The sequence below is a fragment of the Shewanella sp. SM68 genome (assembly GCF_025653925.1).
Taxonomy (GTDB): Bacteria; Pseudomonadota; Gammaproteobacteria; order Enterobacterales; family Shewanellaceae; genus Shewanella; species Shewanella oncorhynchi.
Window position 1 is genome coordinate 652,143 of record NZ_JAKKRU010000001.1, and the last position, 23,779, is coordinate 675,921.

Below are 23,779 nucleotides of genomic sequence, written 5' to 3' on the forward strand. Positions count from 1 at the left end.
TACATCAACCCCTTGATTTTAATTATTTTATCATAGAAAGATTGTCGTGAACTCCATCAAGTTCAGCGTCACGGATAATAGCAAATAATAAAGATAAATTGTGTCATTTTTATTAAAAACTTGACATTTATATGAAATTTGGCGGGCATTTTAAGAAGGATTTGTTTCATATAAAAAATAAGCTGAATGACTGATTTTTATATATTTAGAGAATACAAAATAAAAATGGAATAAATGGATTTTAATCGTTTGTTATAAATAACTTAGGAAATATGAAAAAACATCGCGATTGTTCCTTTAAAAAAACAAGCATGGGTAAATTTCAACTTACCGCATGCTGTTTTTATCAGCAATTAGACTTATCTACATTTCAAATCGCTGTAATAACCATTTAGAAATCGCTTTCAATTGTTCAGGAATGACAGAATGAGGCATTGGATAAGTTTGCCACGTAACATGATAGCCGCCCGCAGTTAAGGCTTCTTTTGCTAACATTCCAGCGGAAAATGGTACAACATCATCCTGTAGACCGTGTTGCTGTAATATGGGTGTATTGCGATTCGCCGCGCTTAATTCAGCGGGTAACACATCACCCGTCGGTAAATAGCAAGACAACGCCATAATCCCTGCAAGTGGCTCAGGGAAACGCAGTCCAGAGAATAAACTCATGACTCCACCCTGACTGAATCCTGCTAATACGATACGTTGGCTCGCAATACCCGCCGCGATTTGTTCATTAATTAATGCGGCAACCATTTTCTCCGACTCAAGCACGCCTTGCATATCGGCTCTGTCATGCAAATCCATGCTTTTAATATCGTACCAAGCGCGCATAATGTAGCCACCATTAATGGTCACGGCTTGCTCTGGTGCATGGGGAAAAATAAATCGAATAGCATGATCTGCAGGTAAGCCTAATGCAGGCACTACGGGAGCAAATCCGGCCCCCGAATCCCCTAATCCATGTAACCAAATAACCACAGCCGTAGCAGGCGTCTTAGGTTCGACAACAATACGCTCAAGAGAAACTGACATACTAAAAATTCCCAATTCGATATTAAACACTCATCAACTAAAAAATGATGATAAATCTATACGTTAAACACTCATCACCACTCGGGCACAGGTTATTCAGCATCCATGCCCAGCACATCTTGAATCGCACGTAACTGAGCATTTGAGTCCAATACTAAGCTCCAACGTACACCGCCACCATCGGCGATCAGCATAGGAGGCTGACGTCTCAAGCCGATATCCTCAGCACTCGCTTGCAGTACGATACTGGCAACGTTGAGGCGCACTTGAACCTCAAACTCAGTAACGATTAACTTACCCTGCGAAAAATCTAACACCATTATGATAACCGCCCTATGTGAAAACGCCGTCATCATAGCAAACTTGTGCTCTTTTACCGATGGCATTTCCTGACCAGCATCCAAGCCATTAAAGTTTGATTACATTTGAGCTAACAGTGAGATAACAAATCCAGTGAATTATCAGGTAAACTTTTGCGCTATATCTTTTGTGCTATATAGAGTGGGTTAACAGAAAACCAAGCTGAATTGATGGTCTTATCACCCCAAACTCGAACTAACATACTTCATCATTAGGCTACTATAAATAATGCTTTCACTTCGCCGAACCGTCCTTTGCAGCACCCTAGTCTTTGCCCTGCAACTACTTCCCTGCGCTTATGCCAATAGCACTCCAAATACCTTAACCACTGAGCCTACTGCCACTGTTGTACAAGCTGATACGCAGCAGAACCAAGATGCACTGACCTACGCCAATTACACTGAAGTCAGCGTGAGTCATTTGGAACTAGCCCTTACCGTCGATTTTAAGCAAAACCGCTTATCCGGTGAAGCCACCCTCGATTTAGCTTGGCATAAGGTGGGGAAAGAACTCATCTTAGATACTCGAGATCTGACGATTAACAGCGTAAGTGCTTTAAATACAGCTGGGAAATGGCAAAGCGTGCCCTTCACCTTAGCCAAAGCGGACGTTGTAAAAGGCGCGGCGCTGACCATCAAACTTGCCGATGAAGATACCCAAAAAGTTAAAATCAATTACCACACGTCGAATAATCCGTCTGGTATTCAATGGTTAACCCCTGAGCAAACCCAAGGTAAACAGTTGCCTTTTATGTTCAGTCAGAGTCAGGCGATTCACGCCCGCAGTTGGATCCCACTGCAAGATACGCCAGCCGTTCGCCAAACCTATAGCGCAATAATTACTGCCGATAAAGCCATCACTGTGGTCATGAGTGCCGATCGCAAAACCCTGTCGAGCACTCAGACCCAATTCACTATGCCGCAGGCTATTCCAGCATATTTGATTGCTATTGCGGCAGGACATTTAAAGTTTGCTCCCTTAGATAACATCTCGGGCATTTGGGCTGAGCCAGAGATCCTCGACAAAGCGAGCAAAGAATTTGCCGACACGCCAGAAATGATCAAAATCGCGGCTAAACGTTATGGCGATTACCCTTGGGGACGTTATGACTTACTTATCTTGCCACCAAGTTTCCCCTTTGGCGGCATGGAAAACCCGCGTTTGTCTTTTATTACACCCACAGTGATCGCGGGTGATAAAAGCTTAGTGAGCCTCATCGCCCACGAACTTGCGCACTCGTGGTCGGGTAATTTAGTGACGAATGCCACTTGGCGCGATCTCTGGCTTAATGAAGGTTTTACGACCTATGTTGAGAATCGCATTATGGAAGACCTCTATGGCCGAGACCGAGCACTGATGGAGCAAACCATCGGCTACTCTGAATTGCTTGCAGAGCTTGCAGAACTTACTCCTGCCGATTCAGTGCTACATCTCGATCTCGGTAAACGCTCACCCGACGAAGCCTTCAGCGGTGTCCCTTATATAAAAGGCCAGTTGTTCTTAATATTTTTAGAGCAAAAATTTGGCCGTGAACGCTTCGACACTTTTGTGAAAAGCTACTTCAATCATTTTGCATTTCAGAGTATTACTACGGCGCAATTCCGTGAATATTTATCTTTGAATCTATTAAACAAATATCCCCATCTTGTCAGTGAAGGTGAAGTGGATACTTGGATTGAAGGTCAAGGTTTACCGTCATTTCTTGTGCCGCCCAATTCCCACGCCTTCGATGATATCGATGCTCAAAGACAAACTTGGCTCGAGGGTAAACTCAGTGCAAGCGAGTTGAAAACCAGCACTTGGACAGTCCACCAGTGGTTAAGATTCATCAATGAAATGCCAAGGATCAATCTAGATCAAACCAAACTTGCCGAGCTAGATAAGGCGTTCCATTTTACGGGCACTGGCAACAGTGAAATCGCTTTCGCATGGTATTCACTCGCCCTAGACAACGGCTATTACGCAGTACTACCCGCATTAAAACAACACTTAACCCATATTGGCCGCATGCGCTTAATCGTGCCTTTATATCAAAAGCTAGCAAGCTCTGATAAATACGACTGGGCCAAGAGTGTCTATCTCAAGGCTCACAGCGGCTACCATCCCCAAACCCAAGCAAGCCTAGATATGATGTTTGCCGACAAACCACTCGAGCATGAACATAGCCATTAGCGAGATAAAGAGCCATTAGCACCATAAAAACAAAAAGCCCAAACCTAGGTTTGGGCTTTTGCTATTTAATATTTAGCCTCGATTCATTCAACTCATACTGAACTTATACTCCACTCACATGGAGTCAGATAAAAGCCAAGTTCGAAGCCGAGCCTGAAGCCTAAAGATTAGTGGTGATGGCCACCTGCACCATGGGCATGACCGTGGGCGATTTCTTCATCACTCGCATCACGTGCACCTACGACTTCAATATCAAATGTCAGTTCGCGGCCGGCTAATGGATGGTTTACATCCACAGTCGCCATAAACTTACCCATTTTAACGATAGTCACTTGGCGCTGACCTTGGTCGGTATTAACCACTGCTGTCATGCCTGGTTTCCACACAGTCGCACCCAGTAAATGCTTAACTGACACACGTTGGTGTGCGTCAGCATCCGCTACACGCTCACCGTAGGTTTCAGCGGCAGGCAAGGTAACAGTGAACTTTTCACCTATGGCTTTACCGTTTATCGCGTTTTCTACACCTGGCATCATGTTGTCATGACCGTGTAAATAGGCAATCGGATCGCGACCTTCGTTCGTCTCGATCACTTCACCTTTCTCGTCACGCAGTGTGTAGTTAAACTGCACAACCATATCGTCTTTAATGCTCATCGAATATCCTTTGATTTTCTTCGATTTCAATTGTGGGCCGAGCTTAACAAAACTGCGCTTTTCACTCCACTTTTTTATCCGGCCTCAAAGCACTCAAAACCCGTAGCGAGCGCTCTTTGGCTACAGTGACAGTAACTACAGTGATAGTCCTAAAGCGGTAAACACCTCTGGGCTTGGGAAGCCATCGGCAATCATCTGTTTGCTACGTTGAAAGGCTTGCAACCCTGCCATAGAGTTACGTCCCAACACGCCATCAGGCTTACCAACATCAAATCCAGCCTCGTTCAGTTTTGTTTGCAGTTGCTTTACTTGCTCGCGGCTTAGGCGTGGTTGCTCAGGCGGACTGACTGTCAAGGGTTGTCCACCATTAATACGATCGGCCAAGTGCCCTACCGTAATGGCATAAAATTCGGAGCGATTCCAACGCATGATCACATTAAAATTCTCATAACCTAAAAAGGCTGGGCCTGTGTGTCCCGCAGGCAAATACAGCGCAGCTTGAATATCGACGGCAGGCAAAGGTTGCCCATTCGACTGCGTTACATTGAGCGCTGCCCATTCAGATAACGACAAGGGCTGTTTCGCACCTAAATGACTGTAACTAAAATCCTTTGGCAACAAGACTTCACGCCCCCAACGCTGATTACGCTGCCAACCTAAGTGCTGCAAAAAGTTCGCGGCAGACGTGAGCGCATCTGTGGTGCTATTCCATAAATCGGCCTTACCGTCCCCATCACCATCGACCGCATATTTGGCATACGCAGAAGGCATAAATTGCGTATGTCCCATAGCACCTGCCCATGATCCCACCATAGTGTCATCATCGAACTGATACTTTTCTTTCAGTTTTAAGGCTTGCATCAGCTCTATGGTGAAATAATTGCTACGGCGTGGCTCACAGGCCAAAGTCGCCAGCGAATTCAATACCGACATTTTGCCTTTATAGGAACCGTAGTTCGTTTCCAGTCCCCAAAAAGACAAGATATATTGCGGCGGAACGCCGTATTTTTGCGCTAATTGATGAAGTAAGACACTGTGCTTTTGCAGTAAACGGCGGCCTTCATTGACGCGCCATTCGGTCGCGCGCTTACTGAAATAATTATCAAATGTCTGGCTGAATTCGGGTTGCTGTTGGTCCAGCTCAATCACTCGAGGGACAAATTTCAAGTTCGCAATGGTAGAGTTTATCGTCGCCTCTGACAGGCCTTCTGCACGTGCTCGCGCTTGCAGTCCAGTCAAGCACATTGGAAACGCCTCTGCATTAGATTGTACGCTAGCACTGATATCGGGCATTTGATTGACTTCAGCTGCAATGCCACTTGCGTTAGTGCTGGTTGCATTGGCATTGGCACTCGCCGTTGGCGCACTTGAACAGGCACTCAGACTGACACAGGCGGCAATACTCGCAAACAGATAAGTTAACCCTTTAATTTTAATCAAATCAACAACTCCAATATTTGATCTCACAACAATCACACTGTTGTGGCTAAACACGACAATATTCCATCTTCAAGAGGGAATTGCCCTAGAGAGATATTCGCCTTGGCATAACGAGTTAAAGGTTAGAATCCAAAACACCTTTAACGGCCAAAAGCATAGAAGACATGTTTCTCCGCTACGTAAAGCCCCTATCTGAGCCACATTTAGTCAGTAAAACAGCCTGTACCAAGGCGACTCATTACCAATAATCCTGACCCATAGTGACACGTAACACAATCCTTATCGCCATAAATACCTTGCGGCATAGGCTTATTGCTCAGTTATCCAACACAAAAAAATTCTTAACAAAGAATCCCTTGGTATCGCAGCACGTTACCGTATAATGGATAAGTTAACAGCACACATCAAAGAGACCTATCATGACTGAAATCAATGCGGCTTTGGCTGGCTTTATCAAAAATGTAAAACAACATCAGACGCTCTGGGGTCTAATGGATGAAACTGGCGAAGGCTGGGTCGTTTGTGATTCTTCAGAATTTGAAGACACAGATGTGATGCCATTATGGTCAAATGAAGCTACAGCAAAATCCCATTGCAGCGACGAATGGCACGACTATCAACCTGTTTCTATTTCATTAGAAGAATTTCTAGAATATTGGGTCTCAGATCTAAACGACGATGGTGTATTGATCGGTGTTGATTGGCAAACCGATGAAGATTGTCTTGAACTTGATCCGATTGTTTTAGCAAAAGATTTGGTTGATGTTGAAGAAGTTTAATCGCTTCAGTATGCCATTGATGATATCAAGGACTGAGGTGCTCATTCCTTGATGTCTGCTATTCCGCTTATCGATATTCCCTTCGACAAACGCCATACTTGCTGGTTTTGTGGCGAACCGAGTCATCAACACTTCGAATATATTGCACACACACATACACCACATTCTTCGTTAGCTGTGCCCGCCTGCAGCGAATGTTTGCGATTAGCCAAACAACATACTCTTAGCTCCATTTGGGATTGTCGTATGGCCGTCAAAGATGCACTAATGCGTATTTATGCGAAACACCTCGCCATTGGGATTAATTGGACCGAAGAAGAGCTTGCCGAGTCTGAATTCTCCTGCAAAGTGTTTGAAGGTTTTAAAAAAAGTGCTTGGATGATGTACCAAATTGCCCGCGACCGTATCAATGCGCCCGGTTGGCCACTGGTATTAGAGGGCGAAGAAATTGACGACCAAGGTTATAACGCAGGTTTTGAATTCGATGGCGTGACTTTTAATTCAGTCAATGCCGCTATCCAATACTATTCGACGCAATTCACTTTAGATCCACAGTTTTTTGCCGAACTGGTAAGCCTCGTCGGTCGAGCAAGATTCAACTATGCCTTAAGGCTCGCCCGTATCCATATCGCCGCCGCCAAAGAAATGAAGCGCCAAGTATTACACGATGTAGCAGCCGAATTAGCGTTATAATCGAGCGAGTTATAGGTAGTGAGTTTGCAGAAAAGCAGTTGAAAAAGTAGCAGTTGAAAGAATGTGATTCAAAGTCCATATTAAAAACTGTTATTAAAGCGTTCTTTAAAAACACTAAACCTACCGATGATCGACTCAAGGTCAATCACCGATAGTTCGAATCTCAAAATGCGATCAGAGATTGATCACTTGTCTTAATCTTTCTTGCACCACTTCCACCAGCAAATCCGGTTGGAACTTAGAAATAAACTTATCACAGCCCACTTTTTCAACCATGGCATGGTTAAAACTGCCACTCAACGAAGTATTTAAGGTGATGAATAAATCCGACATAGCTTTATCGCTACGCACTTCAGAAGTGAGCTTATAACCGTCCATTTCGGGCATTTCGGCATCGGTAATCATCATCAATAATTCTTTGGCAACTTGTTTACCTTCATCACGCCATTTCTGCAATAACGTCAGCGCTTGTAAGCCATCAGATGCCTCAATAATTTCGATACCCAGTTGGCCTAACGTTTCACGCACTTGACGTCTAGCGGTCGATGAATCATCCACGATCAGGATTTTTCTGCCTGGCATTTCATGGACTAAGGTTTCGTCGAGTACACCTTCAGATAAACGGATATCGTAGTGAATGATCTCCGCCAAGACTTTTTCTACGTCGATAATAGACACTAACTGCGACTGACCTTGATGCTCTATGCGCGTAATTGCCGTTAGATAATTATTACGCCCAGCCGTTTTCGGAGGCGGCATAATATCGCTCCAAGTCATGTTGATAATGTGTTCAACCTTACCGACTAAGAAACCCTGCACACTGCGGTTATATTCTGTAATGATCATATTGGCATCTTCGTTAGGCGGCACGGGCTTAAACCCTATGGCCGAACGTAAATCAATCACAGGGATAGAAATCCCACGAATATTAGCAACACCAGAAATATGCGGATGACTACCCGGCATCGCATTCAAGGGAGGAAGCTTGACGACTTCTTTGACTTTAAAGACGTTAATGGCAAATAACTGCGTGGAATTAATGCTAAAGAGCAACAACTCAAGTCGGTTCTCACCAACGAGTTTGGTACGCTGATCTACGGTTGCAAGTACGTTTGCCATAATGCTGCTTCTCTACTCTTGAGGAAAATCCTTTCCCCACATGCGACGGATTAGCTCAAATTATAGCGGTAAACTCCCATGAAGAACCATGCCGAGAGTCTATTTTATCTAAAAATTACAACCACTCTCGCAAAGTTCGGCCATAAACTTCGTTTAGCGCATCTCAGATATCTGCATCCCTAAGCTGATATCTTCAGATAATACGCGGCATTGCTAATATTTGGTCTTAGTGCTAGCGCAATCATTTAATCCTAACGATTCAATTTAGGTTAAGCATCAACTCTAACGCCTAACGCAATATTTTCTGGGCGAGCACCATACCCGCAAGATTAAAGGCATTTCTATCGCGGACAATCTCAAATCCCAGCTGGCGCAATACCGTTAACAACTCACTATGATTAAAGCGATTCTGCTGTGGATGCTCAAATAAGCGTCGGCTCAATGGATTACAAATTGCGGCACGATATAAATCCTCTATCACAAAGTATCCGTTCGGTTTCAGCACCCTTACAACTTCCTTAATGGCCGCTTGCCACTCTGGAATATGGTGAAATACGGCAAAATCAAACACCATATCAAACTCGCTATCGGCAAAGGGTAAACATGTTGCATCAGCAACCGAGAAACTCAGCCCTTTTAACCCTTGCGGCCGAGATTGCCAGTGGGATTGTGCGGAGGCAACCATGTCAGGGTCGATATCCACTGCCGTGATATGTCCCGCGCCAAAATGTTCGCGGATCAACTGAATACCGTTACCAAACCCACAACCTATTTCTAATGCGCGTTCGCACAAAGCCATAGGTTTTGGCATCATAGAGGTCAATAAGGGCGCTTCGAGATGATTTTGTAACCAAAAACGTAATGGATGCTGAACGATCTTTTTCTCAAATGGATTTAATTTCATGCCATCCTCTCACTATGGGTAAACTACTGTTGAATAATTTTACTGATCGAACTGCCATTATGGTACGTAATGATAAGAACATAAGTTCACCAGAGGCCACGATGAAATTACCTCTTTTTCCATTACCCATTTGTTTATTGCCCGAAGGTTACACACAACTGCGGGTATTTGAACCTAGATATAAGCGCTTGGTCGCCGAATCATTAAAGTCAGGCCAAGGCTTTGGCTTATGTATGCTTGAAGAGGATGGTAAAACCATTCAGCCCATAGGCACCTTAGTGCATATTATTGATTTTGAAACCTTACCAGACGGACTATTAGGGATCAGTATTCAAGGTTCAAAACGCTTTAAACTTGATAAAATCAGTGTCGAAGCTGATGGTTTAAAGCGCGGAGACGTCAGTTTAATCGACAATTGGCCTGCTGTACGTATTGCGACCGATGAACGTTACTTGAGTCAAATGTTACAAAACATTCTTAAGGAATATCCGCAACATCTCAAGCACTACCAGACAGAACAGTTCGATGATATCGCTTGGGTCTGCCAGCGCTGGCTAGAAATATTACCCGTACAAGCATCCGAAAAGTACACCTGCATTAATGCCTTAGATCATATTATGACCCGAGATCTATTGCGGGCCGTCATTAAATAATACTGTGAATGATCCTTTATTTAAGCCACTTCGTATTGATTGAAAGTTTGACAGCAAAAATGGGCTCAGAAGTGCAACATACTTCTCAATTTTGTCGTTACTGATATCACACTCAGCACTCACGACTGGGATAAGAGCGAAAATAATGGAAAATATTCAATCACAAAGCAGGCAAACTCGGTATCATGTCCCAATCACGTCTCTGACTAATTCGGCTATGGATAACGAAATTCCAGCTTCCCAAACCTGCGAGCCTCAAGCGGATGCTTTAATCACGTTTATGCTACAAGTAGCAGACAACCGAGACAGAGCCGCCTTTGGTCACTTATTTCAGCATTTCATGCCCAAGATCCGAGCCTTTGGTTTACAAAGACTAAATCAACAAGGGTTGGCGATGGATTTAGTACAAGAAACCATGACCAGCGTTTGGACTAAGGCTCATCTATATAATGCAGAAAAAGGGTCAGTGACAACTTGGGTGTTTACCATTATGCGTAATCAATGTTTCGATATGCTTAGACGGGTACAACACAATAGAGAAGATACTTTCGGTGATGATATTTGGCCGCTGTGTGATGCGACCATGGCTCAAGACACACTCACTGATCACAAGTTGACGGCTAAATTACTCCAACATCTTGATGCCCTTCCCATAGCACAAAGACAAGTTGTGCAAGGCATTTACATGCAAGAACTCACTCAACAAGAGCTAGCCGATGCCCTAAAGGTACCGATAGGGACCATAAAGTCCCGTTTAAGATTAGGGCTAGAAAAGTTGAAAAGCTTCTTGGAGACACACAATGATTAAGCATCATCCCCAACAAGAATTACTCGTCAGCCATGCCAATGGGAACTTACCTTTATCAATGGCGATAGCAATATCCGCACACTGCGACCTATGTGAGACTTGTCGAGAGCAGCTTGCCCTATTCACAGAACAAGCTGCAAATTTAGCATTAAATCCTGATGGCGGTCATGCTGCAAATGATACGGGCGAAGAGTTGATGCACAGAGAGTATGTTGAGGTGCAACACTCAGGCGACAATCAAGAATCGGCATTGGACATTGACGCTATGATGGCGCAAATCATGGCTCAACCGGCAGCGACAAATGTGCCTAATAACGCCCCTATCGATGTCGACATAAAGCAACAGCATTACACTGTGCCCTCGGTGTTTCGTCAGCATTTGGCCCGTCCATGGCAAATATTAGGCAAAGTCAGTCGCATGCGTTTTGATGTCGACGAAACGAACACCCGCGCTAGCCTATTGCATATAGATGCCCAAGGTGAAATCCCCCAACATACCCATAAAGGTTATGAACTAACACTACTACTAGCCGGAGAGTTTTCCGATCTTAATGGTGACTATGTGCCAGGTGATTTTATCGTGCTCGACGGCCAACACCATCACTCACCGAAAACCATTAACGGTTGCTTATGCTACACAGTATTAGATGCACCGCTGCATTTTACCAAAGGTCTGAGTAAGCTACTCAATCCCATAGGTGAACTGATTTATTAAACCTTTTGACTGAGCTTTTTAAATAAGAGCAAACGCATAGATTCATTTATAAATTCAGTTTAATAATTCCATTACATAACTGACTACGATTAATCCCATTAAAATGACCTATTTTAGTGGGATTTTTATAACATTTACCTATAAAACGGCAATATTAACCTTAGTCAATTACCACAAAAATAAAAACCAACCCATAAACAAACCTAACTATACCTATTTAAATCAAGTAAATAGCCACGAAAAATACACTTTAATTCAACATTAGCAAATAAATAATGACATCGAATAAAAATTAAACTTGCATAAGCCATTTTTATTGATATACTGCACGTCGTTTTGAGATACACCTTGTTGTTTACCTTTTTAACCCAGCCTGATATTTAGCAATCAGAGTTCGGTCCTCATAAAGAAAGCCTACTACAAGCAAAACCCCATAAGCTCAATCATTCGATATCACTAAAATCATGTGGTTATGTCTGTGAACTTACTGTTCTCCTTGTTGTCATAGTATTGTCATTAAGCTATGGTCAACTGGTTGAATCGAGTTATTCCATTGACGTAATCGACAACATGAAATATTTATCGATTAAGCATCTCTTGATTAATGAATCAAAGATGGGGTAACCTCGATACTCAATAGAACGAATCTTTCGCACAATTGCTAAGGATATTTTATAGTTACAACTATCTCACCTATGGGTGAATTAACAAAAAGGAGTGTGGCATATGTCATACAAAATTAATGGACATGAAATTACAGTGAACTTCCCTGTAGATTCAATCTCAGTAAATAAAACCTCAATTGCTTTTACCGATCGTCAAGGTAAAAACAGACAGACTTTTTCTAAACGTACAGAAGCCATCAGCTTTATGAAATGGTTATTGTCCGCGAACAAATAAGTCAAAAAGTAAGTAAAACGATAAGTTAAAAATTAATACCGCAGTACCCGTTTACTCAAGTGTATTTAATCGGTTTCCATTATCTTCGCAGTACCGAGCACTTAAGTAGACTGATAGCCGAATGTCACGAACACGCTATCCTTTTTTACGTCATTATGACGAGCACATTTGGTTCAGGCTGTATCTCTCTCACACAGATACCTGCCGAACCAAATGAGTCAAATCCAGCGTTAGATCACCTCTTTCCATTGCAGCATCCGCTAATATTCATACACATGAATACTGTTCAGCACATCATCTATGCCAAAACCCAATACTCAAATTGCCATGCAAACCTTGATAAACCAGATAAAAGAGACTATTCCACTCAATTTAGAAGAAGCACAACTGTGCCAGGGACAATGTTTAGGTTGTTCGAAGAAAATGCTGGAAATGTTAGATGCCGAAATCAGTTATTGGCAATTTAGTGAGGTAACGCCTAGCCTAAAAGATTTAAAAAACCTCGAAAACATTGGCCGTCGTACCTATAAAATTCTTAAACGGAACCAGTTACTGTCTTAATCGCTTGTATTTGCATTTGACTATTTATGGGGCGTTTTACTTACGCGACTTAAAATAAATTCAAAACCTAACTGACAATATGACCCTAATAGAAATCACATTGCCAGTTTTATCTTCGCTATTGTCGATAGCCGTTAAAAATCACAAATCGATAGGCTCAACTTCTAGACTCTGCCAACCTTGCGCGAATATCTGCCAAAGAATATTCCGTTAATAGTTCACCATCGGCAAATACGGGGACAAACTCGCAATTGTTGACATCTTGCCAGCTGGCTTGATCTTTAAGATAAAATTGACCCTGCTCATCTTTAAATACCGCTACTAAACCCTTAGCGGATTTTTTAGTACCATCATCAGTTTTAGGATCTTTAAATATTTCTCTGTCTTTACCATCAACTTTCGCAAAGGTCGCTTTCACGGCATAACCGTCAGTATCTCGGGTCACGTGTTGATAGGTAAAACTGCCAATTCCAAACACAATATTGGTTGACGCAAAACCTTTGGCCTTTAAGCCAGCACAAATGGCTTCAGCACGTTCAATGGTGATTGAATCGCCATAGATCAGTCCAACATGGCTATTCAGCGCTTTGTAACCTTTGGCAGTTGTGCTACCCCCAAAGACATCCCACAGACACTCAATAGCGCCTTTATATTCAGGACTCCCGATTGGTGCTTGTGGATCGCCACAAATGATTTTCACAGGGCAACCCGTATCAGGCCTAAACACCACTTTACCATCGCGGGCAAGAATGCGGTCTTTTAACGCTAAGGTGAATTCTGTCATCACCTGCCAAAAATCCCAAGAATCTGAAACAATGCTGACAATGCCCGTTGGGTAAATATCTTCAATCAAACGGCGGAACGTCTCTAATTCATTCTCCATGCCACCCGCGCACATGACACTGTGCTCCGTTGCGGGCACACTGCCACCGACAAGTTCTTTATCACTATCGGCAAGGTAATATTGCTCAAGAAAATCGATGGCGGGTATGGTATCAGTCCCAGTAAAACTGAGTAAATGTGCGGCGCCGCTCATTACAGCGGCCTCTGCACCATACATGCCACGGAAACTAAAATCGTGACCCTGCCAATCAACAAAAGCGATGTCACCATCGGTTTCTAGCGCGTAAGTCTCAAATATTTTGCGGTATTGCAGCGCGGTAGTAGCACTGGTACACATACCCCACACATTAGCGGAAAGGATGGTTTCGAGATAATTGGTCAACCAAAAGAACCGCTCATCGGTATTGTACAAAATCAAGCAAGGCACTTTTAATGGATACACTGAGCCTTCAGGTAATGCCATAATTTTAATTGGTAAATAGCCTAAGTCATGCAACTCCTCAATATGCTGAGTGCCGACGTTATTCGGCCCGAGATAGTTATTGATACGGCGGGAGAATTGGCGAATGACCTGATCTTTAGGTTGTTGAAAGAAATCACGGTTCCAACTGTCGATCAAGAAATGCTTGATAAAATATTGCAAGCCAAAAAACACCATTTGGTCAGTGTAACCACGACGGGATTTACGGGCGGTCAGGTTACTAAAAATCACCTGAGTATTATCGGGATATTGACGACGATGGTCGACTTTGTAGCCATCAATAGCAGTAACGGGATTCAAGTACATAATATTTTCCTTAATGATTCATATAACTCAAAACAGCATGGCAATGACAGAACTCGCTCGAAATATGTGTTGGGACACCTAAACTATCGGTACAAAATAATCTGTCTATGCCCGCCTCGCGCAGAGCCAACTCGCTGGCCTTATCTTCATAATGTGACACGATCAAAATGACGCTTTGTGCCCCCTTTTGCTTTAATTTGATGGCAAGTTCAATAAAGGTTCTGCCACCCGCGCAAATATCGTCAACGATTAAGCAGGTTTTACCCGATAAGTCATCACAGAACACTTCGGTAGCGATAATATGGCCATTGACCACATCACGATGTTTATCGGCCCTGATCACCGGCATTCCCTGTAACGCTTTAGCTAAGCCGGATACTTTTTTATTCGCCCCCGCATCGGGCGAGACTAACACTAGCTCACCCGATAATTGGGCAGTGATAGCGGCGACAAAGCTGTGATTGTCTATAACCTGAACTCGGTCTAACAATGCGGCGGTGACATCGCTGTGAGGGTCAAAAACGGTGACCGAAGCATATTGCTGCTGATTAATTAGGCTAGCATAGACTTTTACCGACAAGGCCTCACCGGCATTACACACCCTATCTTGGCGAGCGCCCGGCATATAAGGCAGTAGCAAATTAATTTGCTCGGCACCACTGCGACGCAATGCATCAGTTAACAACAAGAGCTGCATGATGGAATGATCGCCCCGATAACTGAAAAAGATCGTTACTCGTTTAGCAGGAGGAACCAGTATTTGAACATGATTCTCCCCCGCACCAAATTGAAATAAACGGTAGTGAGTCTCATCGCTAGCTGCGGGTAACCGATAAAAATCGGCTTGCGAACATTGAGCGTGAGAAATATCTTGAGACGCTTGAATACGTTGAGACATAGTAACCTCCTGTCTATGGCAAGATTGCCGAAATTGACGGCGCCCTTGTTGTCTACATGAACAATAGTGTCTTAAAGACATTATTGTGTAAAGTTGATTTTTAGACTATTTCAGACGGAGCAACCTGAAATGTTATGCTTAAATGGCATATAGTGTCCTTTAGACACTATTTGTGGGCGCGACAACTAAGAAGCTACAATATGGGTATCGAGTAATACAAGAACCGGAGACATTAAGGCAAAATCAGTAATTAAACAGCCTTTACTGATTCAAAGTCACCATGAATAAGGCATAAGCAGTCGCCGTAACTCATATTGAGCAAGGTGAATATCTGGCTTAAATCCACATTCACTGTGATCAACATTCTAAATTTCTTAAGAAGCGATACGATGCGGTATTGGGTTTCAAGCGGTATAAATTAGCAGGACGACCACGTTCGGTGCGCTTTAATCCCGTATCGATCAATAAATCGGCCTGTTCAACCCGGCGGCGAAAGGATTTACCTTGGATAGGCTTGCCCAGTAAAACCTCATGTACATGCTGCAGTTCTGGCAAGGTAAAAGGTTCAGACAGTGCAAATCCTGGCACTAAAGAATATAAGGCTTTTTGTGTTAAGCGTTCCCGCGCTTGCTCAATTAACTGCAGATGATCAAACGCCAAGGGCATCTGCAACACATCTGCTAATGGCCACCACTTAACATCACTCACTGAATCAATCTGAATTTGGCAAGCTTGATAACTCATCAAGGCGGTATAACACACAGTCACAGACCAACCTCTTACATCGCGACTACGATTACCCACAGTGCATAGCTGCTCAATATAAGGTGGCACTACTGCGGTTTTCTCATGCAGTTTACGTAATACAGTTTGCTCAAGGGATTGATCGCAATTTTCATCGATAAACCCTCCTGGTAATCCCCATAAACCTAAAAATGGATGATTTGAGCGTTGTACTAAGAGTACTTTAAGTTGCTGATCGTGATAGGTAAACAATACGGCATCCACTGTCAGTAGCTGAGCCTTAAAAGCCTTAGGATCGTAATTGGCAAGATATTCCGCTTCAGTCATGAGTATTCCCCATCATTCAATGTCATAAGCTTAACTTAGGCATGACACAGCTTCAAACACATTATGTCTTAGCGTCACTAAGTAAATATCTGGCACCGTGGGCATAGCTACTTTGGCCAAATTTACGCTGATAACGCGGCAACATGGTCTCGTTCCCGAGTAAGCCACCTTGGTGAATATACATCACTGGACGAGAGCCTCCGCCTTGTAAATATTCCTCAAGCACAATAAAACCTAAGGGATCGTAGAGTAATTCAAACTGCACGCCTGAGGCGCAGACCCGCTGCCACATGGCATAAAATTCCGGATAAAGTTTACCAAAATGATATTTCTTGCCGACATTAACAATCTGTGGATGCTCGAGAGTGTTTGGATTAAGCATAGAGAATTGTAAACGTAAATAATCATCGCCCCCCACCACGGCGCAAGTCACGACGCGAATAGCCGTTTGCTGACGAATAAAGTACTGATTTAAAAATAACGCTGTCGTCCCCGTCCCCGACGGTAAAAAGACCGTTAAATCGACTAAATCATTCGCCTGCGCAAATTGCACTATTTCTTGCGCCAATACATTTACCCCGTATTCAGCGTAGGAACAGCGTCCGCCCTCTGGGATAAACAGCGCCGTCGGTTCATTCGCGAGCACTTGAGCCTCGATATAATCTTGGCAACTCAGTCGCGCACTACCCGTTTGCAAAGCAGGCTCAGATCTAGCATTAATCTCTAACAAAACCTGAGGTTCAGATTGCGACTGAGTAAACGTCTGCTTTTGCGCCATTAACACACTTAAATCGATAATATTGGCGCTATTTGCTAAGGCGGCAGCATAATTGCCCGTGGGATGTTTAACTATTTGACTGGCAATATGATCTACATAAAAATCACACTGCCAGCCTTTCATCTTCGCTAATGTTGACAATGAATACAGTGAGTTAGCCAATGGCGAGCCGTGACCTATCACCTTGCTGATGCCTGCAAACTCATGATCTAAAAAATAGCCGAATTTGCGAGCTTTATTGCCACTAAACGCCGGATGCAGTAAATCATCACGTTTTAGGAATATGTCTCTGCCAGCAAAGGCAAATGTATCGACAGGGGAATTTGCAAACATCAAGCTACTCAAACGATTAAATTCTCTGGTTTTTAAACCAGTTAAGGGAAGGCTAGTGTAACTCCGCCCTTCCTGTTACGCCCTTAAGAAATTATCAATTTGGCGAAAAACTAGTGAAAATGACACATGAATCTCGAATACATATAATTAACCAATTGATTATGAACAATTTAAATAGTTGGCATAGTTATCGCTTAGACATTGACATATATTCAATTTATCGAAGCTAACGATAAAGGCTAACAGGGTAAACATAAGGAGCTTTCAATGGCTGTATTACGCTTAATATTCAACATAGCTTGGTTTGTACTCGGCGGATTTGTGATGGGACTCGCTTGGTGGCTCGCAGGTATCCTGTGTTTTATCAGTATCATTGGTATTCCCTTCGGCCGCGCCTGTTTTGTTATCGGCGAAATGACCTTTTGGCCCTTCGGCCAAGAACAAATGAACCGTCGCCACTTAACTGGACGTGAAGACTTGGGCACAGGTGCATTAGGCATGGTAGGAAATATCATTTGGTTCTTACTGTTTGGGATCTGGTTAGCCATAGGGCATTTGGTCCACGCCTTAGCTTGTTTTGTGACGATTATCGGTATTCCCTTTGGGATACAACATCTTAAGTTAGCTTTAATCAGCCTCACACCGATAGGCCAAACCGTAGTGGCTAAAGCTTAATAAGACAATGTGTTAACTGCGCTATTCACTCTCGATTATTTGGTTTCAAGAGTGGATAGCGCTTTGTCATCCCATACAGCAAATATCGCTTCGTTTAAGGCTATTTCTTCCTCCAATAAATCGTTGCAATCATATTGAGTATTGGCAGGCTCACTATCCACAGAAAACTGCACTTGCGGCTTAGTCGCCCCCACAATTTCCAACAGATAATGCGCCAGTTTTGCGGGTGTATCTATAGCGGCATCGTGACCACAATACGCGAGTACAATCAAATCAGTGTAAAAATGCCGTGCTAACGCCTTACTCGATGCCATACTCACCAGCGCATCACGGTCACCGCAGAGCACAGTTATCGGTACTTCCACTGTCAATGGACATTGGTATTGAAAAGCCGCCCAAAGTTGTCGCCATACATTGCGTCTACTTGGTGTGGTATCGCGGCGAAACTCACTCCACTTGACAATTAACTCTCGGTCTCGCCGATGACGAAAACTGGTTAAACGCACTATAGTCGACTCGATTGGATGTAAAGCGTTACCCCGAGCACGCATGAAAAAAGCCTTCAATGCATTCAGCGGATTAAATCTTTGATACCAATACGATAAATTCGCCGCACTGCTGTTTAATACAAAGGCATGCCTTATCTGCCAAGGTCGCTGGCATGCCATTTCCAACGCCAACATACCGCCCATAGACAAGCCGAGGAGATAAATAGTCTCCCCTTCCTGTACCTGCTCATCTAATTGCTGCCACACGGCATGGGCATAATCAGCAATCTTAAGCGGACTTAATTCGTGGGATAGCGTCCCATTGCCCGGAAGATCCGGTGTCAGCACTCGCAATCCCTTTTGTCGCAGACGCTGATCGAAACCATTCCAATGGCGCTGATCACGCATTAATCCCCTTAATAACACCCAAGTTGTCATGACTGAGACTCCCGATACCAATAATGCCGCGCACGCTCTGTCAGCTCAGTCAAACGTTCAGGTGTTAACTGCTCTAACGATTGGGCATAGGCCGCTTCCATCATAAATTGCATGAGTACTGTATGCCTGCGTAAAATCCTATGGTGACGATGTGTTTTTTGTGGATTAAAAAAGCCAGCAAAATTAAATATTTGTCTAGGATTCTTCTTTATCCATGCCCAAGATCCCATCTCTAATGTCAAAGGTAAAAATGGCACCTGAGCAGAAGGATCAGCCACTTGGTGCTGGCGATAGAGATAATCCCAAATATCACCATGAGTGCGATAAAACTGGCTCTGCGGCGCCAACCGATAATGGCCGTGATGGGGATAACTCTGTTCAAATAATTGTTTTAGATGAAAAATATAATTGGCATTTTCGAAGGCGGTACGGGTATGGGCGTAGGGGAACCAGATATGATCACTCAAGCCAAATCCCGAGTGGGCATCGAGCGAAATCAAACTTGTGCTGCGACTCAACAGTTGTTGTACATAGGCAACTAAACCCGCAGTTTCCAGCTCCATTCCCCCAATACCGCGATACCAGGGCAGCCGTGACGATATACGCTGTCCTCCCACCATAAAGGACACTTTTTCACGGGATTCTATCGGAGCGTTACGCATCAAATCCACTTGATTACCATTGCCCCGCGTTCCCATGAATAACCCAACAGGATTCACTACAGGTACAAAAGCTAACCGCAGGCCCGTTAACATCTGTTGTAGGTGTTTATCCCAAACAAGCCGCTGCAATAAACTGTTTAACAATGCCAAAATAACTTGAGATCCAATACGCTCAACCCCATGCACGCCCCCCACAAAGAGTACTGTCGGACAAGGCGTATCTGTACCACCTAACTCAACACTGTAAAGGGGGAAATGCTCTTGGCGGAATGGAATGTCGGCAAGGATCTGATAATCTAACTTAAGATGATGAGTATCAATGAGTTGCTGCAGCGTATCTAACTCAAATGGAAGCTCAAAAGGAAGTTTCTTCATGTCACCTTAATCAATAAAATGAGAGAACAACTCATGCCGTTAAAGTGATACTAATAGTGAACAAAGACAAAATGATGACAAACTGCATATCAGAAGTGACTGTACGGGGAAATAAGCAGAAAAATAACGAGTAAAACAAAGAATAAACTATCCTAAAACCCTACATTAGTCTTCACGATAAAGTAGCTCTCCAATGATGGTTTCTACGTCAACCTGCGCTAAACCTTGGTCAACAATATCTCGCCAACGCCGTCCCTCTTCTGTATTACGAAACGCGATATAGAGCTGCTTATTCGCCAGAATTTGCCGATTGATTTGCAACTTTGTCGCCAGCGGCTGTAAGGGCTTTTGCTTGAGTAAATAGTGCAGAACGTTGACATCAATCACCGCGGCATCAATCCGACCTGCGGCAACTTTTTTGACATTATGCTCATCCGAAGTCACAGCTTCAGTCCGCTGTACACCGGAAACGATCATGCGATCTAAGGCCTGAGTATTCACATAATCTTTCACCACACCTAAGGTATAGCGATTAAGATCTTCAATATAATTCCAACTTACTGGATGGGACTTTTGCTCCACCAGCCCCAATGGACTTTCGCCAATCGGTTTTGAAAAGATAAACTTTTCTGTCTCTACATAGTATTCAGGAAAATAACCTATGTAGTCAGAGTTCGGCATAGTCGTAAGTTTGACAGCGCGGCTCCACGGATAAAAATCCACTTTTAACTGATGTCCCATAACGTTCAGCGCCGCCCGTACCACGGCAATACTGGCACCCTGCTCCGTTAATTGCTCTCCTGAATAAGGCGGCCAAAGTAAAGAAGTGAGCATTAAGGTATCCGCTTTAGCTACGCTCAATCCCATAAAGGAAAGACAATACACAAGGAGCATTGAACGCCATCGAACCATTTAGTACTCCTTTGCCTACATGGATTTACGACTACATCATCGACAACTTAACGCTTTCGTTTTTATCTGCCGAGATTTTATGACTGGTTAGATTTTATGACTAGTTTTAGTATAGCCATCAAGCCACAGCGGGGAAGTGAAGTTTTGTTACAATTAGAATAACGACATTAGCAGCGAAAGCTAACTCAACATGCAGCTTGACTTGATGGTATGACTCGCCAACTTTTTCATTAGCCAATTAGCTTGTTCGTTTATCTGCTAACCGAAATAGCTAGATAGAATAAAATTCAAGCCACATTGCGCGGCTTGAAAGTCAAAAAAGCGCACTCGCAAAATCACATCACTTAAGCATTAATATCTTCATATAACTCTTGATACATCAGCTCGCGCATTTTGAATTTCTGAATTTTTCCCGTCACTGTCATTGGATACTGATCCACAAACTTGATGTAGCGCGGCACTTTAAAGTAGGCGAATTTCTCGGTGAGAAAATGACGAATATCAGCCTCTGTAATCGCGGCTCCTGAGCGGACTTTGATCCAAGCACACACTTCCTCGCCGTATTTATCGCTTTGAACGCCAAAGACCGCCGCATCCTGCACATCTTTATGGGTGTAAAGTTTCTCTTCAATCTCACGGGGATAAATATTCTCGCCGCCGCGAATAATTATATCTTTAATGCGCCCCACAATTTGCACATAACCTTGCTCATCCATTTGGCCAATATCGCCCGAATGTAGCCAGCCTTGACTGTCTATGGTTGCCGCCGTTTTCTCAGGATCATTCCAATAACACTGCATAATGCAGTAACCGCGACTACAAACTTCACCGGGTTGATTAATTGGCAGCACTTCGCCAAATTCATCGACAATTTTTACTTCGGTATGGGGTAAAGCACGGCCAACGGTGAGAACGCGTTTCTCTACGGGTGAGTCGATTTCAGTAATGTGATTGAGCGGACTGCATTCGGTCTGACCATAGCCAATCAGCACTTCCTTCATATACATCAGGTTTTGTACACGTCGCATCACTTCTTCAGGACAAGTTGCCCCCGCCATCACGCCGGTACGTAAGGAACTCAAATCAAAACGAGCAAATTCTGGGTGTTCCAACTCGGCAATAAACATGGTCGGTACGCCATGCAAAGCGGTGCAACGCTCTTGCTCAATCACTTGCAATGTCGTCAGTGGATCAAAGGATTCTCCGGGGAACACAGCAGTTGCGCCTTTGGCTAAGCAGACTAAACTGCCGAGTACCATGCCAAAACAATGGTATAGAGGTACTGGAATACAGAGTTTATCGTGACAGGTAAACTTCATCGCCTCTGCGACTAAATAGCCATTATTCAATATGTTATGATGGGATAGGGTCGCACCTTTCGGGCTGCCCGTCGTACCAGAGGTAAACTGGATATTAATCGCATCGTATGGGCTTAATTCCTTAGCAATACTCTCGAGCATTATCCTGTCAGCGGCGGTCACATCAACGATCAAGTCATCAAAATTCAACATACCGACGGATTTCTCTGCGCCCATACGGATCACAAATTCAAGCTCAGGTACGGCTTTAGCTTGTAATTTACCCGCTGGGCAAGAAGTTAGCTCAGGCGCCAATTCATATAGCATCTCAAGATAATTGCTGGATTTAAACTTATCAGCACAAATTACCGCGCGACAACCCACGTTACTTAGCGCGTATTGCAACTCTTCAGGACGATACGCAGGATTAATACACACCATGATGGCGCCAATTTTAGCGGTCGCATATTGGGTTAAACACCACTCGATATTGTTAGGCGACCAAATCCCTACCCTATCACCAGACTTAATACCGAGTTTTAAGAGTCCTGTGGCGAGCGCATCGATTTGAGCAAGATATTGGCGGTAATTCCAGCGGATATGTTGATGGTGTACTACGACAGCTAATTGGTCGGGATACGTTGCCGCAATCTCATCAAGATATTGACCTATGGTCTTCTCAACGAGTTTCGGTGATGACTCGCCTCTAAACTCGCTAACATTGAGCGGGCTTATAACTTGGCTTGTAGGAACTGACATTAAGGCCTCCGTGCATTTATTATTATGGTTAGCGAGGTCCAAACTAACCAATCCACGGATCATGTCACAAGTAAAAAAGCACTTTATTAGACTAAAGAGTAAGACAAACTATTAGATAACAATCCATTAAAGCCCAGTGCTAGCGGCTGAGAAACTCAAAATGAGTACTCGACTTAGGCACATTTAAGCTTTGTAACCGCTCAACAATGGCCAGTAACACCCCTTGGCGACGCATATTTTCTAACACGCCGGGGCTAAAAACCTCGAGTCGCGTCATGGCGGTTAGCAGCAACTTACATTGTGCGATGCTCGCATCACGAATATAGGCAGGTTTATCGACTAAGTAACTGTTGTTATACCAATAGTCCCAAGTGAAATTAGCCAATAACCAACCTTGCGTTGTCAGGTCATTAATAAATTCCAGCATTCGCTCATGACTTAAGATCACATCACCCGCCGTAAAATCCTTAAGATATTTAGTGTATAAGCCACAATCGGATGTCATTGTTGAAGTCCCCATAACACACCTCACAGGTTTTGGTTGCCTCTGCTGCCACAACTTGCACGACACCAGTCACAAACCGAGATCGAATTTGACGCTTTGCCTTAGAAACGAGAATTTGCATAAGGCATACCAAATAAGATTGCTGTCAACAGGCTAAGCCAC

At 43.7% G+C, this 23,779-nt stretch carries 24 protein-coding genes; 9 read left to right on the top strand and 15 right to left on the bottom strand.

Features of this window, described 5'->3' with window-relative positions:
- Positions 1–363: 363 nt before the first annotated feature.
- Entirely contained in the window at positions 364–1,035 is a 672-nt protein-coding gene (locus tag L5M40_RS02810) for an alpha/beta hydrolase (RefSeq protein ID WP_263163007.1), read from the bottom strand.
- A gap of 92 nt (positions 1,036–1,127) precedes the next feature.
- Entirely contained in the window at positions 1,128–1,355 is a 228-nt protein-coding gene (locus L5M40_RS02815; protein ID WP_006082094.1) for a DUF3389 family protein, read from the bottom strand.
- A gap of 268 nt (positions 1,356–1,623) precedes the next feature.
- Here L5M40_RS02815 and L5M40_RS02820 point away from each other — a divergent pair, with 268 nt between their 5' ends.
- Positions 1,624–3,567 (top strand): M1 family metallopeptidase, encoded by a 1,944-nt coding sequence (locus L5M40_RS02820; protein WP_263176588.1) that lies wholly within the window; start codon positions 1,624–1,626, stop codon positions 3,565–3,567.
- A 167-nt stretch (positions 3,568–3,734) separates the two neighbouring features.
- Here L5M40_RS02820 and L5M40_RS02825 read toward each other — a convergent pair whose 3' ends face one another.
- Together L5M40_RS02825 and L5M40_RS02830 are read right to left on the bottom strand one after the other, a co-directional pair.
- Positions 3,735–4,223, bottom strand: a complete 489-nt coding sequence (locus tag L5M40_RS02825; protein WP_105252202.1) for a peptidylprolyl isomerase — start codon at positions 4,221–4,223, stop codon at positions 3,735–3,737.
- Positions 4,224–4,358: 135 nt separating this feature from the next.
- A complete protein-coding gene (locus L5M40_RS02830; protein ID WP_263176590.1) occupies positions 4,359–5,663 on the bottom strand; it encodes a lytic murein transglycosylase in 1,305 nt (434 codons plus the stop codon).
- A 419-nt stretch (positions 5,664–6,082) separates the two neighbouring features.
- Here L5M40_RS02830 and L5M40_RS02835 point away from each other — a divergent pair, with 419 nt between their 5' ends.
- Together L5M40_RS02835 and L5M40_RS02840 are read left to right on the top strand one after the other, a co-directional pair.
- Complete coding sequence (locus tag L5M40_RS02835; protein WP_028759614.1) at positions 6,083–6,442, top strand: DUF2750 domain-containing protein; 360 nt, start codon at positions 6,083–6,085, stop codon at positions 6,440–6,442.
- Between the two features lie 51 nt (positions 6,443–6,493).
- Positions 6,494–7,135 carry a hypothetical protein gene (locus L5M40_RS02840; protein WP_028759613.1) on the top strand — a complete coding sequence of 214 codons (642 nt, stop codon included), beginning with the start codon at positions 6,494–6,496 and terminating at the stop codon, positions 7,133–7,135.
- Positions 7,136–7,309: 174 nt separating this feature from the next.
- On the opposite strand, the gene L5M40_RS02845 is transcribed toward L5M40_RS02840, so the two are convergent.
- Together L5M40_RS02845 and L5M40_RS02850 are read right to left on the bottom strand one after the other, a co-directional pair.
- Complete coding sequence (locus L5M40_RS02845; protein WP_028759612.1) at positions 7,310–8,254, bottom strand: chemotaxis protein CheV; 945 nt, start codon at positions 8,252–8,254, stop codon at positions 7,310–7,312.
- 289 nt (positions 8,255–8,543) lie between these two features.
- On the bottom strand, positions 8,544–9,158 hold the full coding sequence (locus tag L5M40_RS02850; protein WP_263176598.1) for a class I SAM-dependent methyltransferase: 615 nt from the start codon (positions 9,156–9,158) through the stop codon (positions 8,544–8,546).
- A 101-nt stretch (positions 9,159–9,259) separates the two neighbouring features.
- Between L5M40_RS02850 and L5M40_RS02855 the strand changes: the two genes are divergently transcribed.
- The 5 genes from L5M40_RS02855 (at position 9,260) to L5M40_RS02875 (ending at position 12,795) form a co-directional block, all read left to right on the top strand.
- On the top strand, positions 9,260–9,811 hold the full coding sequence (locus tag L5M40_RS02855) for an LON peptidase substrate-binding domain-containing protein (RefSeq protein ID WP_028759610.1): 552 nt from the start codon (positions 9,260–9,262) through the stop codon (positions 9,809–9,811).
- Between the two features lie 145 nt (positions 9,812–9,956).
- Positions 9,957–10,619 (top strand): sigma-70 family RNA polymerase sigma factor, encoded by a 663-nt coding sequence (locus L5M40_RS02860; protein WP_028759609.1) that lies wholly within the window; start codon positions 9,957–9,959, stop codon positions 10,617–10,619.
- Positions 10,612–11,334 carry a ChrR family anti-sigma-E factor gene (locus L5M40_RS02865; protein WP_105252198.1) on the top strand — a complete coding sequence of 241 codons (723 nt, stop codon included), beginning with the start codon at positions 10,612–10,614 and terminating at the stop codon, positions 11,332–11,334. The genes L5M40_RS02860 and L5M40_RS02865 overlap by 8 nt, the downstream gene beginning before the upstream one ends.
- A 726-nt stretch (positions 11,335–12,060) precedes the next feature.
- Entirely contained in the window at positions 12,061–12,234 is a 174-nt protein-coding gene (locus tag L5M40_RS02870) for a hypothetical protein (protein ID WP_006082106.1), read from the top strand.
- Between the two features lie 300 nt (positions 12,235–12,534).
- The gene (locus tag L5M40_RS02875) at positions 12,535–12,795 is read left to right on the top strand and encodes a hypothetical protein (protein WP_011789018.1); all 261 of its coding nucleotides are present in this window, start codon (positions 12,535–12,537) and stop codon (positions 12,793–12,795) included.
- A 157-nt stretch (positions 12,796–12,952) separates the two neighbouring features.
- Here the strand turns inward: L5M40_RS02875 and L5M40_RS02880 are convergent, their stop codons facing one another.
- The 4 genes from L5M40_RS02880 to L5M40_RS02895 form a co-directional block, all read right to left on the bottom strand.
- Entirely contained in the window at positions 12,953–14,425 is a 1,473-nt protein-coding gene (locus L5M40_RS02880) for a nicotinate phosphoribosyltransferase (RefSeq protein WP_263176600.1), read from the bottom strand.
- 10 nt (positions 14,426–14,435) lie between these two features.
- Positions 14,436–15,323, bottom strand: a complete 888-nt coding sequence (gene prs, locus L5M40_RS02885; RefSeq protein ID WP_263176601.1) for a ribose-phosphate diphosphokinase — start codon at positions 15,321–15,323, stop codon at positions 14,436–14,438.
- A 357-nt stretch (positions 15,324–15,680) separates the two neighbouring features.
- Positions 15,681–16,394: an NrtR DNA-binding winged helix domain-containing protein gene (locus L5M40_RS02890; RefSeq protein WP_105252194.1), complete on the bottom strand. Its 714-nt coding sequence runs from the start codon at positions 16,392–16,394 to the stop codon at positions 15,681–15,683.
- 61 nt (positions 16,395–16,455) lie between these two features.
- Positions 16,456–17,505 carry a pyridoxal-phosphate dependent enzyme gene (locus tag L5M40_RS02895; protein ID WP_263176602.1) on the bottom strand — a complete coding sequence of 350 codons (1,050 nt, stop codon included), beginning with the start codon at positions 17,503–17,505 and terminating at the stop codon, positions 16,456–16,458.
- Between the two features lie 267 nt (positions 17,506–17,772).
- Here L5M40_RS02895 and L5M40_RS02900 point away from each other — a divergent pair, with 267 nt between their 5' ends.
- Positions 17,773–18,180 (top strand): YccF domain-containing protein, encoded by a 408-nt coding sequence (locus L5M40_RS02900; protein ID WP_263163022.1) that lies wholly within the window; start codon positions 17,773–17,775, stop codon positions 18,178–18,180.
- Positions 18,181–18,215: 35 nt separating this feature from the next.
- Here the strand turns inward: L5M40_RS02900 and L5M40_RS02905 are convergent, their stop codons facing one another.
- From L5M40_RS02905 to L5M40_RS02925, 5 genes are all read right to left on the bottom strand, one after another.
- On the bottom strand, positions 18,216–19,106 hold the full coding sequence (locus L5M40_RS02905) for an alpha/beta fold hydrolase (RefSeq protein WP_263176605.1): 891 nt from the start codon (positions 19,104–19,106) through the stop codon (positions 18,216–18,218).
- The gene (locus L5M40_RS02910; RefSeq protein WP_168827414.1) at positions 19,103–20,143 is read right to left on the bottom strand and encodes a M14 family metallopeptidase; all 1,041 of its coding nucleotides are present in this window, start codon (positions 20,141–20,143) and stop codon (positions 19,103–19,105) included. Before L5M40_RS02910 ends, L5M40_RS02905 begins: the two co-directional genes overlap by 4 nt.
- Before the next feature lie 165 nt (positions 20,144–20,308).
- Complete coding sequence (locus tag L5M40_RS02915; RefSeq protein ID WP_212601317.1) at positions 20,309–21,055, bottom strand: substrate-binding periplasmic protein; 747 nt, start codon at positions 21,053–21,055, stop codon at positions 20,309–20,311.
- Positions 21,056–21,399: 344 nt separating this feature from the next.
- Positions 21,400–23,112, bottom strand: a complete 1,713-nt coding sequence (locus L5M40_RS02920; protein WP_263177613.1) for an AMP-binding protein — start codon at positions 23,110–23,112, stop codon at positions 21,400–21,402.
- Positions 23,113–23,251: 139 nt separating this feature from the next.
- Positions 23,252–23,632, bottom strand: coding sequence for a DUF6508 domain-containing protein (locus tag L5M40_RS02925; protein WP_263177612.1), 381 nt, complete (start codon positions 23,630–23,632; stop codon positions 23,252–23,254).
- Between the last annotated feature and the right edge of the window lie 147 nt (positions 23,633–23,779).